The 13,830-nt window shown below is 66.1% G+C and carries 14 protein-coding genes; 7 read left to right on the top strand and 7 right to left on the bottom strand.

From position 1 onward, the window contains the following. Window positions 1–20: 20 nt before the first annotated feature. Window positions 21–476: an Lrp/AsnC family transcriptional regulator gene (locus DOM66_RS07200; RefSeq protein ID WP_198651693.1), complete on the top strand. Its 456-nt coding sequence runs from the start codon at window positions 21–23 to the stop codon at window positions 474–476. Window positions 477–636: 160 nt separating this feature from the next. Here DOM66_RS07200 and DOM66_RS07195 read toward each other — a convergent pair whose 3' ends face one another. Beyond that, complete coding sequence (locus DOM66_RS07195; protein ID WP_110689697.1) at window positions 637–2,031, bottom strand: aminotransferase-like domain-containing protein; 1,395 nt, start codon at window positions 2,029–2,031, stop codon at window positions 637–639. Window positions 2,032–2,163: 132 nt separating this feature from the next. Here DOM66_RS07195 and DOM66_RS07190 point away from each other — a divergent pair, with 132 nt between their 5' ends. From DOM66_RS07190 to DOM66_RS07180, 3 genes are all read left to right on the top strand, one after another. Then, entirely contained in the window at window positions 2,164–2,892 is a 729-nt protein-coding gene (locus DOM66_RS07190) for an alanyl-tRNA editing protein (protein WP_110689696.1), read from the top strand. Then, window positions 2,889–3,491 (top strand): LysE family translocator, encoded by a 603-nt coding sequence (locus DOM66_RS07185; protein ID WP_110673881.1) that lies wholly within the window; start codon window positions 2,889–2,891, stop codon window positions 3,489–3,491. The genes DOM66_RS07190 and DOM66_RS07185 overlap by 4 nt, the downstream gene beginning before the upstream one ends. Before the next feature lie 63 nt (window positions 3,492–3,554). Beyond that, window positions 3,555–3,980, top strand: coding sequence for a YqaA family protein (locus DOM66_RS07180; RefSeq protein ID WP_110673882.1), 426 nt, complete (start codon window positions 3,555–3,557; stop codon window positions 3,978–3,980). A gap of 13 nt (window positions 3,981–3,993) precedes the next feature. Here DOM66_RS07180 and DOM66_RS07175 read toward each other — a convergent pair whose 3' ends face one another. The 5 genes from DOM66_RS07175 to DOM66_RS07155 all read right to left on the bottom strand — a co-directional run bounded on the left by DOM66_RS07175 (window position 3,994) and on the right by DOM66_RS07155 (window position 7,832). Next, window positions 3,994–4,932 carry a sensor domain-containing diguanylate cyclase gene (locus DOM66_RS07175; protein WP_110689695.1) on the bottom strand — a complete coding sequence of 313 codons (939 nt, stop codon included), beginning with the start codon at window positions 4,930–4,932 and terminating at the stop codon, window positions 3,994–3,996. 120 nt (window positions 4,933–5,052) lie between these two features. After that, window positions 5,053–5,649 (bottom strand): DUF924 family protein, encoded by a 597-nt coding sequence (locus DOM66_RS07170; RefSeq protein ID WP_110689694.1) that lies wholly within the window; start codon window positions 5,647–5,649, stop codon window positions 5,053–5,055. Between the two features lie 148 nt (window positions 5,650–5,797). Then, the gene (locus DOM66_RS07165; protein ID WP_110689693.1) at window positions 5,798–6,226 is read right to left on the bottom strand and encodes an organic hydroperoxide resistance protein; all 429 of its coding nucleotides are present in this window, start codon (window positions 6,224–6,226) and stop codon (window positions 5,798–5,800) included. A gap of 168 nt (window positions 6,227–6,394) precedes the next feature. Beyond that, window positions 6,395–6,844: a MarR family winged helix-turn-helix transcriptional regulator gene (locus DOM66_RS07160; protein WP_110689692.1), complete on the bottom strand. Its 450-nt coding sequence runs from the start codon at window positions 6,842–6,844 to the stop codon at window positions 6,395–6,397. Between the two features lie 46 nt (window positions 6,845–6,890). Then, window positions 6,891–7,832, bottom strand: a complete 942-nt coding sequence (locus DOM66_RS07155) for a LysR family transcriptional regulator (RefSeq protein WP_110689691.1) — start codon at window positions 7,830–7,832, stop codon at window positions 6,891–6,893. Between the two features lie 138 nt (window positions 7,833–7,970). On the opposite strand from DOM66_RS07155, the gene DOM66_RS07150 reads away from it, so the two are divergent. After that, a complete protein-coding gene (locus DOM66_RS07150) occupies window positions 7,971–9,059 on the top strand; it encodes an SDR family oxidoreductase (RefSeq protein ID WP_110673888.1) in 1,089 nt (362 codons plus the stop codon). A 301-nt stretch (window positions 9,060–9,360) separates the two neighbouring features. Here DOM66_RS07150 and DOM66_RS07145 read toward each other — a convergent pair whose 3' ends face one another. Continuing rightward, window positions 9,361–10,200, bottom strand: a complete 840-nt coding sequence (locus DOM66_RS07145; protein ID WP_110689690.1) for an inositol monophosphatase family protein — start codon at window positions 10,198–10,200, stop codon at window positions 9,361–9,363. Window positions 10,201–10,501: 301 nt separating this feature from the next. Here DOM66_RS07145 and DOM66_RS07140 point away from each other — a divergent pair, with 301 nt between their 5' ends. Together DOM66_RS07140 and DOM66_RS07135 are read left to right on the top strand one after the other, a co-directional pair. Beyond that, complete coding sequence (locus DOM66_RS07140; protein WP_110673890.1) at window positions 10,502–11,725, top strand: ATP-grasp domain-containing protein; 1,224 nt, start codon at window positions 10,502–10,504, stop codon at window positions 11,723–11,725. Window positions 11,726–11,783: 58 nt separating this feature from the next. Further along, on the top strand, window positions 11,784–13,778 hold the full coding sequence (locus tag DOM66_RS07135) for a hypothetical protein (protein ID WP_110673891.1): 1,995 nt from the start codon (window positions 11,784–11,786) through the stop codon (window positions 13,776–13,778). The last annotated feature ends 52 nt before the right edge of the window (window positions 13,779–13,830 follow it).

Below are 13,830 nucleotides of genomic sequence, written 5' to 3'. Positions count from 1 at the left end.
GATTTGACACCATGAGTGGCGTGAAATTGGATCATTTCAACCTCGCTATTCTGCGCGAGCTGCAGCAGCACCCCGGCTGCGCCCAGCGCGAGCTGGCCGAGCGGGTCAATCTCTCCCAGAACGCCTGCTGGCGGCGGATCAAGCAGCTCGAAGAGGCGGGCGTGATCGAGGCACGGCGGCTGGTGCTGAGCCGTCAGGCGCTCGGCTTCGGGCTGGTGGTGTTCTCGATGATTCGCACCCGCAGCCACTCGCGGACCTGGCTGGCGGCCTTCCGCGAGCACGTGCTGGGCATCCCCGAAGTGATCGACTTCTACCGTATCGGCGGCGACTACGACTACATGCTCAAGATCGTGGCCCGCGACATCGGCGCCTTCGATCTGATCTATCAGCGCCTGATCGATGGCTTCGAGATCGACACCGTCACCTCCTACTTCGCCATGGAGGCGCTGGCCGAGAGCCGCCCGCTGCCGGTGTGATCCTGGCGCGGTGCCGGGCCGAGGTCGTAGGCGCCCGCCCGGAGGATCAATAAGTGATCAATATCGGCCATGGGCGGTGCTGGGGTATTGGGGCAGCCTCATTGGGCGCTATGAGGCAGAGCGGTATCGGGCGCGTTTGAGAGAGAACGGCAGCGTCGGCTCATAGCGTCTGCCACAGCATCGGTCCCGGGTCGCCGAGGGTCTCGGCGATGATGTCGAGGGCACGGTCGAGGGCGTCGCGACTCTCGGCGGCGCTGATACAGAGACGAATCGCCTGGGGGGCGCTGACGCTGCCGAGGCAGAAGCTCTCGGCGCTGCTGACGGCGACCTGGCGCTCCCGCAGTTGCGCCTCCACGTGGCTCGAACGCAGATCCGCAGGTAGTGGCAGCCACAGATAAAAGCCTCCACGCTGGCCTTGTGGATGGAAGGCCGCGAGCTTCTCCTGGGCGCGATCGAAGCGCCATTCCAGCTCTTCGCGCTGCCAGGCGAGCAGTGCATCGGCGTCACCGCTGGTGATCCAGTGCGCGACCACGCCATTCATCAGCGGCGGTGGCATCCAGCACTGCGCGCGCAGCGCCGCTATCAGGCGCCCGTGCAGCGCCTGCGGGGCGCGTATCGCCCCTACCCTGAGCCCGCCGCCGAGCAGTTTCGAGACCGAGAACAGCGTCAGCGTGTGCGCCGGGGCGAGCTGGTAAAGCGGCGTCTCCGTGGCACCCAGTTGTGGGTAGATGTCGTCCTCGATCAGCCAGAATCCGCGTGCCTCGGCCAGCGCAGCCAGGGCGCGGCGGCGTGGCTCGCTCAGGCGTACCGTCGTCGGGTTGTGGCAATCCGGCATCAGATAGAGTGCAGCGAACGGTTGCTGGTCATGGGCGCGGGCCACCGCGTCGACGTCGATGCCGTGCGCATCGTGGGGTATCGCCACGCCCTTGAGCGACAGTTGCTGCAGCGCGCTGATCAGGCCCGGATAGGTGAGACGTTCGGCGGCGACCCGTTCCCCCGGCAGCAGCAGGGCGCTGAGGCAGAGATGGATACCGTGCATGCCGCCCTGGTCGAGCAGCAGCTCGGCCGGGTCGAGCGCGCGGCCCATCTTGCCCAGCCAGGCTGCCAGGGTGGCAATCTGCCACGCCTGCCCGGGTTCCGGCTGGTAGTCGATCATCGCGCTGAGCTGCTCCGGGTCCTGCTGGATCGCCTGCATCGCGCAGGCCAGATGCAGGCTGCGCTGCGCGGTCGGCGGCGGCGTGGCGTGGCTGAGATCGATCAGAGCACGGTCGCGTGGCCGCGTGAACAGATGGTCGAAGGCGGCGATACCGGCCTCGGCGCCGCGCACATAGGTGCCGCTGCCGACCCGCGCGCTGACCACACCACGCTGTTCGGCCACGGCGTAGGCGCGGGTGACCGTGCCTACGGTCACGCCGAGGGCGTCGGCGAGCCGGCGCTGCGGGGGCAGCTTGTGGCCGGCTGCCAGTTCACCGCTAGCCACGGCGGCGGCGATGGCATCGGCGAGCTGACGATAGCGGGGGCCGCTGCCGGAGAGTGTCGGTGTCCAGATTGTCATGGTGACAAAAATCGGGTTGACCCGGTTGTTGGGGCGTTTATGCTCGAATTGTTCGCAATGGACGTCGAAAAGTCAATAAATTGAACCCATACAATTTGATCCGGTCAAGCGCCGGGTCGAGAGGAGGTCATCATGTCCACGCAGCTGCGTTTCCGCGACTTGCCCATGGCACAAGAGAGTCTGGCCAGCGTGACCGCGGTGGGCGCCGACGGCGTGGTGGTGACCGACGCTACGCTCTTTTATCCCCAGGGGGGCGGCCAGCCCGGCGATCGTGGGGTATTCATCACCGCCGACGGCCGCTGTCTGCCGGTGCACGACACGCGCAAGGGTGAGGGCGGTGACATCTGGCACTACCTCGATCCCGGTCACGATCTCGTGGCCGGCCAGAGCGTGACCCAGCAGATCGACTGGCCGCGGCGCTGGGCGCACATGCGCATGCATACCGCGCTGCATCTGCTCTCGGTGCTGGTGCCGCATGGAGTCACCGGCGGCAGCATCGGCGCCGAGCGTGGCCGGCTCGACTTCGATCTCGGTGAGGCCAGCGTCGACAAGGAGACGCTGAACGCCGGCCTGAAGGCGCTGATCGCGGCCGACCACCCGGTCACCAGCGAGTGGATCAGCGAGGCCGAGCTCGACGCGCGCCCTGAGCTGGTCAAGACGATGTCGGTGGCGCCGCCACGGGGTGCCGGGATGATCCGCATGGTGCGCATCGGCGATATCGACTATCAACCCTGCGGTGGCACCCATGTGACCTCCACCGCCCAGGTCGGCGCGCTGCACGTGGCCAGCATCAAGAACCGCGGCGCCCGCAATCGCCGTATCACCCTGGCCTGGAATCAGACCGCGGAGGGGCAAGCATGACCTCGCTCGCTTGGTGGCTATCGCTGACACTCTTCGCCGCGTCGATGACCGGCTCCCCCGGGCCCAACAACGTCATGCTCACCGCCTCCGGGGCGCTCTACGGCTACCGTCGCACGCTGCCGCACATCTTCGGCATCATGGCCGGCGGTTTCGTACTCTTTCTGAGTATCGCACTAGGGCTCGGGACGCTGTTCGAGCGCTACCCGCTGATCCAGCAGAGTCTCAAGGTGGTGGGCGCGGTCTATCTGCTCTATCTGGCGTGGAAGATCGCCAGTGCTCCGCCACCGAACCTTGCCGCTCGTGATGGGGCGCGACCGCTGACTGCGTGGCAGGCGGCAGCCTTCCAGTTCGTCAATCCCAAGGTATGGGTCATGGGCATCGCGCTGGTGGCGGGTTTTCTGCCCCACGAAGGGCTGCTCGTTCTCAACGCCCTGGTGCTGGCGCTGGTGATGGAGAGTGTGGCGTTCTTCTGCATCTCTTTCTGGGCGGCATTCGGCATGGCGATCGGGCGGCTGCTGACGACGCCGCGGGCGTGGCGTATCTTCAATGGCGTGATGGGGCTGGCGACGGCCGCCTGTGTAGGGTTCATTCTGAGCTGATATCCCGAGCACCTATCCAGGAACCCTATCCAGAACCCCCAGGCGCCCGATCCGGAGAGCCGCGTGAGCTATCTGACCCTGTTCGTCACCGCGCTGGTCTCCGCCACCCTGCTGCCGGCCTCGTCGGAGGTGCTGCTGGGGGCACTGGCGACCCAGGAGCATGCGCTCTTCTGGCTGTGGTTCTGGGCCACCGCAGGTAATACCCTCGGTTCGGTGATCAACGGTGTACTGGGGCGCCAGGTGGATCGTTTCCAGCAGCGGCGCTGGTTTCCGCTCAGCCAGGCGCAGTTGGCGCGGGCACGGGCGCGCTTCAATCGCTACGGGCAGTGGTCGCTGCTGCTCGGCTGGCTGCCCATCGGTGGCGATGCGCTGACACTGATCGGTGGGGTCATGCGGGTGCCGTGGCTCAACTTCGTGGTGCTGGTGGCGATCGGCAAGGGGCTGCGCTATGCCATGGTGCTGTGGCTGGTGCTGAGCGTTCAGGGCTAACGGCAGCCGCGGGTCACGTTGCCTGGGCGAGCCGATTGCGTCCGCGGCGCTTGGCGCGATAGAGCGCGCGGTCGGCGCGTTCGAGCAGGGCGTCCTGGCTCTCGTTGCGATAGTCGGCGATGCCCGCCGATAGCGTCATCTCGAGGGCCAGCCTGGTCAGCGGTGTCGCCGCCAGGGCCTGACGGATGCGCTCGACCGCCTGGGTCGCCTGATCCAGCGTCACCCCGGGCAGCACCAGCAGCAGCTCGTCACCGCCGAGTCTGATCGCGGCATCGCTCTCGCGCAGCGATCGGCGCAGCAGCTCGGCGATGCCGACCAGGATCTCGTCGCCGATGGCGTGGCCGTGGGTGTCGTTGATCTGCTTGAAACCGTCCAGGTCGATCACCGCGATGCACAGCGGATGGCCGTAGCGCTGTTGCTCGTGAATCTCCGCCTCGAGCCGCTCGAGGCCGGCGCGCCGGCTCTGCAGCCCGGTCAGCTCGTCGTACATGGCGATCTGGGTCAGGCGCTGGTTGGCCTTGCGCAGCGAGCGCTCGAGCGCCTTGTGTTCGCTGATATCGACCACGAAGGTCGCCTTGTAGACGTTACCCTGGTCATCCTCCAGGCGGACCGCCTCGGCCAGGATCGAGATCGACCTGCCCTGGCGGTCGAGCACCTCCCACTCGGCGCGGGCTCCCGGTTTGCCGATCAGCGGGTCGTTGTCCTCGCCCGTCTCGATGAAGGCGCGGTGCATGGTCCGCATCATCTCGCGGTGTTCGGGCGCTACCACCAGCGTGAACTCTTCGCCCAGCAGCTCCTCCTCGGTATAGCCATACAGCCGGCAGTAGGCGGCGTTGACGACTTGAAAGCAGCCATCGGCGTCGGTGATGCAGATCGCCAGCGGGGTCGAGCGGACCAGGGTCATCAGCGCCGCGTCGGGAAAGTGAGGGGGGCAAGTCGATCGCGGTGGCATGGCGGTATCCTGGTGCAGCGTGGCGTGGAGTTTCGACCCGCCGACGACCACGCGGTTCTGCCTTGTGGCGAGGGGGGCGAAAACCTGCGTCAACGCTGGGCAAGCGTGAACAGCAGCGGCTCAAAAGGCCGAGCCCGGCTGGCGCAGGAACGCGATCTCTTCCGGCGTCGAGACGCGCCCGAGAATGGCGTTGCGATGCGGGTAGCGGCCGAAGCGCTGAATGATCTCGCGGTGGCGGTGCTCGTAGTCGAGCTGCGCTTCCATACCGGGGGTGTCGAACAGGGTGACTGCTCGGGCGTGGATCGCCAGCGACTCGCTGTGCATGAACGGCATGTAGGCGAAGATGCGCTGCGCCAGGGGCAGTGCCGTGTCCTCGCCGCGGGCGATCAACTCCTGGGCCAGCGCCAGGGCCAGCGGGTCCTGGGCGAAGGCGGCGGGCGTATCGCGATGGACGTTGCGCGAGAACTGATCGAGCACCACGATCTCGGCCACGCGTCCGGTGGGCGAGTCGCGCCAGTGCCAAAGCTCGCAGCGCGCCGCGGCAGCGAGCGTGGCGCCGAAGCGCTCGGCGATCTCGCCGTCGAGGGCGGCATCCTTGGCAAACCACTGCTTGGCGCTCAGCGTTTCGAACCAGAAGTCGCAGACGGCCTGAGGCGCGGCGATATCGCCTGTGGTCTTGTGATCGGTATCGGCACTATCGCGGGGGGTGTCCGGCATGGCGAGTCTCTTGGCGGATCATTTTCCTCAGCATAGTTAACCCATACCCGAATTGGCTATAGCGCAGGTCACCGCCAAAGCATGACGCCCCGCCCCCTGTCTCAAGGGGCGGGGCGTCCGGGTGGGCGCCGGCGCTGCCGACGCCGGTTTACACCTCGACGTTGAGGGTCACGTCGATATTGCCGCGGGTGGCGTTGGAGTAGGGGCAGACCTGATGCGCCTTCTCCACCAGCGCTTCGGCCTGTTCACGATCCATGCCCGGCAGCTTCACCGTCAGCGTGGCTTCGATGCCGAAACCGTCACCCTTGGGGCCGATGCCGACTTCACCCTGGACTCGGGCCTCTTCAGGCAGCTTGGCCTTCTCTTGCGATGCCGCCAGCTTGAGCGCGCCGATGAAGCAGGCGGAGTAGCCAGCCGCGAACAGCTGCTCGGGGTTGGTGCCGTCGCCGCCGGCGCCGCCCAGCTCCTTGGGGGTCGACAGCTTGAGGTCGATGGCACCGTCTTCGGCGGTGGCACGGCCATCACGACCGCCGGTGACGGTGGCTTCGGCACGGTAGAGGACTTTATCGAGTGACATGGGACTTCTCCTTCCGGGTGAAGGTCGCTGACGATTGAATCGTGCACGACCTAATGGGGTGAAAACGCTCGGCGCTGCATTGCGCTACTGTCCATGACGTCGCTATCTATGACGTCGCTATTTCTATGGCGTCACTATCTCTCGCGCCACAACTCTCGCGCCACAACGTCACTGGCCGTCGAGTCGCTGGCGCAGCCCGTGCAGGGCATCGCGCAGTTCGGCGGCCTCCTCCGGCGTGCACTGGCCCGCGCAGCCGGCGGCATGCGGGATCGACTTGGCCCGCTCCCGCAGCGCCCGGCCCTGATCGGTCAAGGCGATCTCCACCTGGCGTTCGTCCTGTCGCGAGCGCTGACGCGTGACCAGACCGGCCGCTGCCAGGCGCTTCAGCAGTGGCGTCAGCGTCGCCGAATCCAGATAGAGGTGCTCGCCGATCTCCGACACCGTCTGACGATCCCGCTGCCATAGCACCAACAGGGTCAGATACTGGGGATAGGTCAGGTCGAGCTCGCGCAGCAGGCCGCGGTAGAGCTTGTTCATCGCCAGTTGGGTCGAATAGAGCGCGAAGCAGAGCTGCGATTCGAGCGCCAGGGCGTTGTCGGTGTCATCGGTGGTTGCCATGCCGACAATATAGATCGTGCACGATTCAATCGCTAATGAAGTTTTACTATTCCGACGATCGGTCCCAGGGCGGCAGCGGTGTCACTGCGGCGAAGAGATGGTCGAGAAAGGCGCGCACCTTGCGCGCGCGCAGGCGGCGTTCGGGGGTGAGCACGTGGATATGGCGTTGGCCCGGCATCACCTCGCAGCGCCATGCCCTGAGCACGCTGACCAGGGCGCCGCTGGCCAGCGCCTCGGCGAGCAGCCAGGTGGGGAAGAGCACCAGCCCCTGACCCAGCAGCGCGGCGCGCAGCAGGCTCTCGGCATCGTTGCTGTAGAGGCTGCCGGAGACCTCGAGGGCGGTTGGCGTGGTCTCGTCGGCGGCCTGGAAGTACCAGCGCTGGCGGCCCAGTTCGCCCTGATAGATCAGGCAGTCGTGCTCGGCCAGCTCGGCGGGGGTGGCGGGTGTGCCGCGGAAGGCAAGATAGCCGGGCGTGGCGGCGACCCGGTAGTGCATCGGCGCCAGGCGACGGGCGCGCAGGTTGGAGTCGGCCAGCTCGCCGACCCGAAAGGTGATGTCGAACCCTTCACGCACCGGGTCGACCACCCGGTCGTCGAGCTGCAGCTCGGCGCGGATGGCGGGGTGGCGTCGCTGGAAGGCGTGCAGCAGCGGTACGATCTGGCGCTGGCCGAAGGCCACCGGCGCATTGATGCGCAACGTGCCGCTGGGCTCGGCGCTGGGGTGGGCCAGCGCCTCGCTGGCGAGATCCAGGCGTTCGAGCACCTCGCGCACCTCGGCGTAGTAGCGCCAGCCCGCTTCGGTCAGGGTCACCGCACGGGTGTGGCGATAGAACAGTGGCTGCCCGAGCGCCTCTTCCAGCCCCTTGATCTGGCGCGACACCGATGACACCGCGCGGTGAAAGTGATGCGCTGCCACGGTGAAGCTGCCGCTGGCGGCGACCCGTTCGAAAGTGCGCAGGGCGTTGAGGTCGAGTCGATCGAGATTCATCGAGTTGCGTCTCATGCAATAAAGATTTGCGATGATATCGATTGTAGCAACACCGAAGCGCTCCCAGACTGCTTCTCGTCAACGCGCCGCGATGCCACTCGCTCACGGCGCCTCTCATAGCCGAACGAGGAGAGCAACATGCGTAAAGGAACGGCACTGGTGGTCGGCGCCACCGGCATCACCGGCAGCAATCTGGCCAGCCATCTCATCGCCAGCGGCTGGACCGTCTACGGCCTGTCACGTCGTGCCACCGAGCAGAGCGGCGTGATCCCCGTCGCCGCCGATCTGCTGGACCCGTCCGCGACCGAGCAGGCGCTGGCCGGCCTGGCGATCACCCATGTCTTCTACTGCACCTGGATTCGCCGCGACAGCGAAAAGGCCAACGTCGAGGCCAACAGCCAGATGATGCGCAACCTGTTCGCTGCCCTCGAAACGGCCCCGGTCGCGCATGCCTCGCTGGTCACCGGCACCAAGCAGTATCTGGGCTCGTTCGAGGCCTACGGCAGCGGGCGCATCGAGACGCCGTTCCGCGAGTCCGAGCCGCGAGTACCGGGTGACAACTTCTACTACGCGCTGGAAGACGTGCTGTTCGAAGCCGCCGAGCGCCAGGGCTTTACCTGGAACGTCCATCGTCCGCACACGGTGATCGGCCACGCCCGCGGTAACGCCATGAACATGGGGGTGACGCTGGCGGTCTACGCCTCGATCTGCCGCGAGACCGGGCGAGCTTTCGTCTTTCCCGGCTCCCGGACCCAGTGGAACGCGCTCACCGACATGACCGACGCGCTGGTGCTGGCGCGCCAGATGGAGTGGGCGGCGACCACGCCGGGCGCGGCGAATCAGGCCTTCAATACGGTCAATGGCGACGTCTTCCGCTGGCGCCGGATGTGGCACGAGATCGGCGAGTACTTTGGTTTAGAGGCCCAGGGTCTCGAGATTCAGGGCCCCGCAGCCTCGGACGACCCGGCGTCGATGCAGCCGCTGGAAACGCAGATGGCCGATGCCGAATCGATCTGGCGCGAGATCGCCGCGAAGCATGGTCTGGTCGAACCGGATGTCACCAAGCTGGCCTCCTGGTGGCACACCGATGCCGATCTCGGCCGCGATCAGGAGTGCGTCAACGACACCACCAAGTCGCGGGACTTCGGCTTCGACCACTTCCGCGAGACGCGGGCCGCGTTCCTCGACCTGTTCGATCGCCTGCGGGCGGAGAGGATCATTCCCTGATCGATCCGGCTGATCGATTCGTCCCGATTGGCTACAGAAAAGAAAACCGGCGCCTTCTCGGCGCCGGTTTTCGTCGTCTTGGTGGTCAATGATGATGGCCAATGCCCTGCGTAAAAAAGTCGACGAGCGAAGGCCAGGCAAGGCAAAAATCGGTGAAGACGGACCGGGCTGGCGCTCCAGTTTACGGGGTGTAAATGAGCATTTTACTCGCTCCGCTCGCCCTTCGGGCCGTCCTTCGGACGTTCTGAACGTTGTTCAGTGAGCCAATTTTTAACGCCGCATGGGCGAGCGCAGGCACTTTTTAGCCCAGAAAGCTGAACTTCTCGCGCAACTGCTCCCAATGCGCTCTTGAGCTGGCGGCCAGCACCGTGCCCTGGTGGATCGTCGGCTGGTAGGGCGTGCCATCGAGCAACGCCGAGTAGCCACCGGCCTCGGCGTGGATCATCAGGCCCGCGGCATGATCCCACGGCATCAGCTTGCCGGTGAGCATGAAGTCGACGAAGCCGAACGCCATGGTGCGGTACTCGTGGCAGGCGCAGCCGAACGCCATCATGCGCTGGAAGTCGGGGAAGGTCGCCGCCAGCTGATACTGCTGCGGCTTGGGGAAGAGCCGGATCGAGGTCGAGCCGACCATCTCGTCGAACTGGTCGGTATCCGAGACCTGCAGCCGGCGCTGGGTGCCATCGGGACGACCGAACCAGGCGCCCTCGCCGTGGCGCGCGACGATCCAGTCATCCGCCATGGGGTCGTAGAGCAGCCCGAAGATCGTCTCGCCGAAGCTGGTGGCGGCCAGGATCACGCCGAACTGGTTGAGCCCGCGGGCGAAGTTCCAGGTGCCGTCGACCGGGTCGATGATCAGCGCCAGCTCGGCGCCGGCGATGTCGTCGAGATTGGCGCTGCCGTCGGCCACCGCCTCCTCGCCGATCACCGTCGCCTCCGGCAGCAGCTCGCGAATCGCCGCGGTCATCATCCGCTCTGCCCCCTGGTCGGCATCGGTGACCAGATCGTCCGGCGCGCTCTTCGAGCGAATCGCCTCCTCCGACAGGTTGCGAAAGCGCGGCAGGATTTCGGTCTTGGCGGCATCGCGCACGATCTCGATCAACTGCTGCTGTTGTTCAAGGCTGATGGCTCTGGCTGGCATGCGGATCTCCTAAGCGATGGGGGGAGCGTCCTAGGGTATCCGATTCCAGTGAGCTTGACGCCTCTACGGCAGTCGGCGTGCATTTAAGACGTGTACACCATAAACCCGGCACGGAGTGGCTACTGGAAGGGTATGATATTTCTAATAAAGAATGGCAGAAAATGCGTTTTTCTGGTGCCGATATGCAGAGATTATGACGGCTTTGTTACGACTTTGTGCCGGTAGGGTGGCATAGGTCAGCATCTCCCCTACACTGAGGTAGGCATAAATCACAACCACAGCGAACAGGGAGACAACGACCATGGAAAAGAATCCCGACAAGGGCTACATCGCGCTGCTTGGCTGGAGCCTGGGCGCGGTGGAGGCCGCCGCGGCCTTCGATCGTCGCTACGTGGTGGTCGCCCCGGAGTGGGCCGAAGAGTACTGCCTCCAGCACGAAATCCCCTATCTGCCGTGGAACTTCGAACGTCTCAACGACCGCTCGATGGAGATCGCCGAGACCCTGCGCGACATGGGCGTGGATGCGGCGGTGCCGCTGTTCGAGGAGACCGTGGAGTGGGCCGGGGCGATCAACTCGGTATTGATGCAGAATCCGCGCCTGCACGGCCAGGCGGTGCTGTTCCGCGACAAGGCACTGATGAAGCGCCGCGCGCAGCTCGGCGGTATCCGCGTGGGTATCTTCGAGGAGGCCCACGAGAAGAGCGACGTGGTGCGCTTCTTCAAGCGCGTCAACCAGACGCTGCTCAAGCTCGATGGCGACCCCGACGACCCGATCCATCTCAAGGCCTTCGACAAGGCCGGCTGCCTCGGCCACCGGGTGATCCGCACCTATGAAGAGATCGACGCCATCCCCGAGAGCGAGTATCCGCTGCTGATGGAGAGCCATCTGGACGGCTGGGAGTTCGCCGTCGAGGCCTGGGTCTGGGATGGCAAGATCCAGTTCCTCAACATCTCCGAATACGTCACCCTCGGCTATTCGGTCTTCGTCCCGGCGACCCCGGAGCTGGAGCAGTATCGCGAGCAGATCACGCGCCAGATCGAGCTGCTGATCAAGACCTTCGACATCCAGTTCGGCCAGATCCACCCGGAGTACTTCGTCACCAGCGACGGCACCATGTACTTCGGCGAGGTCGCCTATCGCCCGCCGGGGTTCAAGGCGTTCGAGCTGATCGAGCGCGCCTACGGTTTCAACGCCTACCAGGCATCGATGCTGGTGTTCGATCCCAAGGCCACCGCTGACGAGGTCGCCGCCTTCTTCCCCGAGCCGGTCAAGGATGCCAAGGGCCACGCCGGTTGCTTCGGCGTCTATCCACGCCGGCGTGTGGTCAGCCGTCTGGAGATCCCGGAGGAGACCGAGCAGCACCCCTATTTCGACTACCACGAGCTCTCGGCACCACTGGAGGCGACCGTGACCAAGCGCACGGCTTTCGGTACCCACTGGGGGCTGATGTTCTTCTTCGGCGACGACCCGCACACGCTACGCGATCTGCTCAAACATCAGGAGTCGCTTGATTTCTACGTCTGATCCGCGACAGTGGCAGGGTCTTTCCAGGTTTGCCCATGGCGGTGAGGAGTCACAGCGCATGTCATCAGATAACGAGCTGCCGGTCAGCGAGCAGCGCCTGGGTGCGCTGTTGCAACAGCTCGAGGTGGCACTGGCCGCGCTCGAGTCGGCGCCCAGTTTCTCCCGTCCCGGCCGTGCCGGGCGGGTCTTCGATCTGGCGCGGCGTATCCTGCTCGAGCCAGGTGGCTGCGCGGCGCTGGAGCAGCGCGCCCAGGCGATCGAGCAGGCGGGGACCTTCGCCGACTCCGACTGGGCCGAACCGCAGCGTCTGCAGCCGGCGCTGACCCCGGCCTCCCTCGGCAGCCCCCAGGCCGAGACGGTGGTGATCGAAGCGCTCAGCGAGCTGCGGCTGCTGGCGGTGGCGCGGGGCGACTACGTGCATCCGCTGCTCTCCGCCGAGCAGGCGCACAACCATCTCACCCAGGTGCTGGCGCTCAACCTGTCGCGGATCTTCGCCTTCTCCGGCGAGGCCGAGCGCGAGACCCAGGGGCGTCTGGCCGAGGTGCCCAGGGCGCTGCTGCGCTATCTCGCCGAGCGCATCGGCTACGAGTTCATCGTCGATACCATGATCGACGAGATCTGGCGGCTGCTCGGACAGCGTCCGCTGATGGTCGCCCCGGTGCGTCGGATGATCGACCAGATGGCGCTGTGCCAGGCCAATCCGGAGATCGATCTCGGCACCAGCGGTCAGGGCGCGGCGCGTCTGGTCAGCAGCCTCTATGGGCCGACCCAGGGGAGTCGCGAGGACCCCGGTATCGAGGCCTATGCCGGCCGGCTCGCGGGGATGGATACCGCGGCGCTGCAGCAGGAAGCCACCGGCATGGCGCGGGCGATGCACGATACCGGCCTGGTCTCGCCCTACCATCCGGTACTGCTGCGCTATCTGCTCGATCACGGTGATCACCTGCTCAGCGAGGCGCTGGGGCTCTCGACCACCGGGCGTGACTGTCTGCTCTGCTATCACCAGCTGATTCGGGCACTGATCGATGCGGTGGCGCACCCGGCCACCGCCCAGGGGCTCTACGGGCTGGCGCTGCTGCTCGAACGCGGGATTCTCTACCAGCCGCCGCTGGCGCCGGCGCTGTGGCGTCAACTGGGTCTGCTGCTGAGCGAGAGTTCGCGTCAGCGCCTGCGCCTGGCCTACGGTGACGCCGCCACCCCCGAGGCGCGGCTGTTGGAGGGCGTACTGTGCATGCTCGGCCTGCCGCTGGGCGTGGGGCAGGGCAACAACCCCACCTGCCAGTCGGCGCGAGCGCTGTCGATGTGGGCCTACAACGACCCGGACTATCTGCTGCAGATGGTGACCTGGGCCGCCCGCGACGACGAGATCGTGATGCACTTCGAGGGCCAGCCGATCTCCTCCAATGCCAGCGGTGTCGGGCTATCCCATGGCATGGCGCTGGATCTCGATCCGGTCTCGCTGCTGGTGGTGCCGCATCTGGACCGCATCTATGCCGAGATGGGGCGGCTGTGCATCGGCCGCGAGGGCGACCCGCACCGCTGGGTCAATCCCGAGTTCCACGGCTGGTGGGCCGGGCGTGGCTTCCACATCTGCGTGGATATCGCCACCGGCGGGATCGAAGACCCCGAGACCTTCTATCGCCACTTCTACGCCGCCTACCATCCGCTCTACAACGGCAACCAGCCGCTGGTGCATCCGCAGCCGGCGGGGATCGCGGTGACCGACAGCGCCGCGCGCTTCATCGGCTGGCACGCGATCACCATCCTGCGGGCGGCGATCGGCCCCGACGAGGGCATGCGCGTCTACTTCTTCAACCCCAACAACGACAGCGGCCAGGACTGGGGTGACGGCGTGCAGGTCAGCACCGACGGCAACGGCGAGCGCTTCGGCGAGGCCTCGCTGCCGTTCGCCCAGTTCGCCTCGCGGCTCTATATCTTCCACCTCGACCCGCAGGAGGAGGGCGCCCCGGCCCATGTCTCCGCCGACGAGCTAGGGGAGGTGATGGGCTACCTGCGCCGCAGCTGGGGCGCGGATCGCCTGGCTCCGGCCTGAGCTAAGGCCATAACCATAGCCTGGGCAAGAACCAGAGCCAGGCTAGTTGGCA

This window comes from Salinicola endophyticus (genome assembly GCF_003206575.1).
In the GTDB taxonomy this organism is placed as follows: Bacteria; Pseudomonadota; Gammaproteobacteria; order Pseudomonadales; family Halomonadaceae; genus Salinicola; species Salinicola endophyticus.
This window is presented reverse-complemented; position numbering and strand designations above follow the sequence as displayed.

Excerpts from the sequence above, each read along its gene's own strand:
- DOM66_RS07195 (WP_110689697.1), bottom strand. The coding sequence starts at position 2,031 with ATGACAATCTGGACACCGACACTCTCCGGCAGCGGCCCCCGCTATCGT.
- DOM66_RS07190 (WP_110689696.1), top strand. The coding sequence starts at position 2,164 with ATGTCCACGCAGCTGCGTTTCCGCGACTTGCCCATGGCACAAGAGAGT.
- DOM66_RS07185 (WP_110673881.1), top strand. The coding sequence starts at position 2,889 with ATGACCTCGCTCGCTTGGTGGCTATCGCTGACACTCTTCGCCGCGTCG.
- DOM66_RS07175 (WP_110689695.1), bottom strand. The coding sequence starts at position 4,932 with ATGCCACCGCGATCGACTTGCCCCCCTCACTTTCCCGACGCGGCGCTG.
- DOM66_RS07170 (WP_110689694.1), bottom strand. The coding sequence starts at position 5,649 with ATGCCGGACACCCCCCGCGATAGTGCCGATACCGATCACAAGACCACA.
- DOM66_RS07165 (WP_110689693.1), bottom strand. The coding sequence starts at position 6,226 with ATGTCACTCGATAAAGTCCTCTACCGTGCCGAAGCCACCGTCACCGGC.
- DOM66_RS07160 (WP_110689692.1), bottom strand. The coding sequence starts at position 6,844 with ATGGCAACCACCGATGACACCGACAACGCCCTGGCGCTCGAATCGCAG.
- DOM66_RS07155 (WP_110689691.1), bottom strand. The coding sequence starts at position 7,832 with ATGAATCTCGATCGACTCGACCTCAACGCCCTGCGCACTTTCGAACGG.
- DOM66_RS07150 (WP_110673888.1), top strand. The coding sequence starts at position 7,971 with ATGCGTAAAGGAACGGCACTGGTGGTCGGCGCCACCGGCATCACCGGC.
- DOM66_RS07145 (WP_110689690.1), bottom strand. The coding sequence starts at position 10,200 with ATGCCAGCCAGAGCCATCAGCCTTGAACAACAGCAGCAGTTGATCGAG.
- DOM66_RS07140 (WP_110673890.1), top strand. The coding sequence starts at position 10,502 with ATGGAAAAGAATCCCGACAAGGGCTACATCGCGCTGCTTGGCTGGAGC.
- DOM66_RS07135 (WP_110673891.1), top strand. The coding sequence starts at position 11,784 with ATGTCATCAGATAACGAGCTGCCGGTCAGCGAGCAGCGCCTGGGTGCG.